We start from the raw sequence: 545 nt of genomic DNA, 5'->3' as shown, positions 1-545 counted from the left end.
AAGGTGTTGTCTGCTAAGGTCCAAGTCCCATCACCGTTGTTGGTGGCGGTGTAGTCGATGCCGTTCACATTGACGATGATGGTTGCGCTTGGGTCATCTATGCTGCCGCTAAGCGCTGGGGTTTGGTCATTGCTGCTAAGATCGGTCAAGGTCACCACAGGCGCTGTAGTGTCCACGGTGTAGCTTTGGCTGTCGTTGACGCTGCTGCTGTTGCCCGCAACATCGGTGAAGCTGACATTGGCATCGACCGTCAAGTTGGTGTCATTGGCCAAGTCACTGCCGCTGACATCCACACTCCAAGTCCCTGCAACGGTGTCTACGGTTGCAGTGTAGTCATTGCCATTCACGGTCACGGTGACCACCGTACTGCTTGCATCTGCTGGGATTCCAGTGAGTACCCCTGTGAGGGTCACGGTCGCAGCGCCTGCTTCTGTGCTGTTAATCACGTTGTCTGTTGTGATCGCATCAATGCTCAACACCGTTGTGGTGGTGCTTGGTGGGGTTAAGTCGATGCTTAAGCTGCCGGTATCCGTACCCACATTGCC

The 545-nt window shown here is 55.0% G+C and carries 1 protein-coding gene; it reads right to left on the bottom strand.

Annotation, left to right across the window (positions count from 1 at the left end; all coding sequences use genetic code 11):
• Positions 1-545 (bottom strand): Ig-like domain-containing protein (locus MMP60_RS15820; RefSeq protein WP_241337285.1); only part of this gene is annotated, 545 nt, incomplete at both ends.

The organism is Acinetobacter sp. ANC 4805 (assembly GCF_022549495.1).
GTDB lineage: Bacteria > Pseudomonadota > Gammaproteobacteria > Pseudomonadales > Moraxellaceae > Acinetobacter.
This window is presented reverse-complemented; position numbering and strand designations above follow the sequence as displayed.